The 388-nt window shown below is 68.3% G+C and carries 1 protein-coding gene; it reads left to right on the forward strand.

What is annotated here, in order from left to right; all coding sequences use genetic code 11:
- The coding region (locus EAD96_RS09750; protein WP_233585612.1) for a hypothetical protein at positions 1–257 on the forward strand (257 nt) is incomplete at its 5' end.
- Between the last annotated feature and the right edge of the window lie 131 nt (positions 258–388).

The following is a 388-nucleotide window of genomic DNA, read 5'->3' on the forward strand; positions in this document are numbered from 1 at the left end:
CCCCCAGCCTCAGCATGCTGATCCCCTACACCGCGGCCGGCGGCGTGTTCTTCGCCATGCCAGGCCGCGAGCCTGGCATGGCGGCAGCGCCGGCGGGCCGTCCAGGCCTGATAGACACATCAGCGGTGGCGGCAGGGCGCAGCATGCGCCCTGCCACCACGTCGTCGCTCCCGCTTATGGGCGTCTGGCTCGTCACTCGGATGAAGCAGGGCGCCATGATGCTGCACGCCCGGCTCCCGATTGCCGTGCTCCCGTGACCGGCTCCGTAACCGGACGTTGGGCCGAACCAGAGCCGGCACCGCATTCCGGCTCATCCCGTTGGCAGGCGGCAGGGATTGAACGGCGTGTCCTTCCAGGTTTTCAGCGGAGCGTCCACTCCTGTTAGATT

The organism is Micromonospora sp. BL1, assembly GCF_003667485.1.
Lineage (GTDB): Bacteria > Actinomycetota > Actinomycetes > Mycobacteriales > Micromonosporaceae > Micromonospora > Micromonospora tulbaghiae.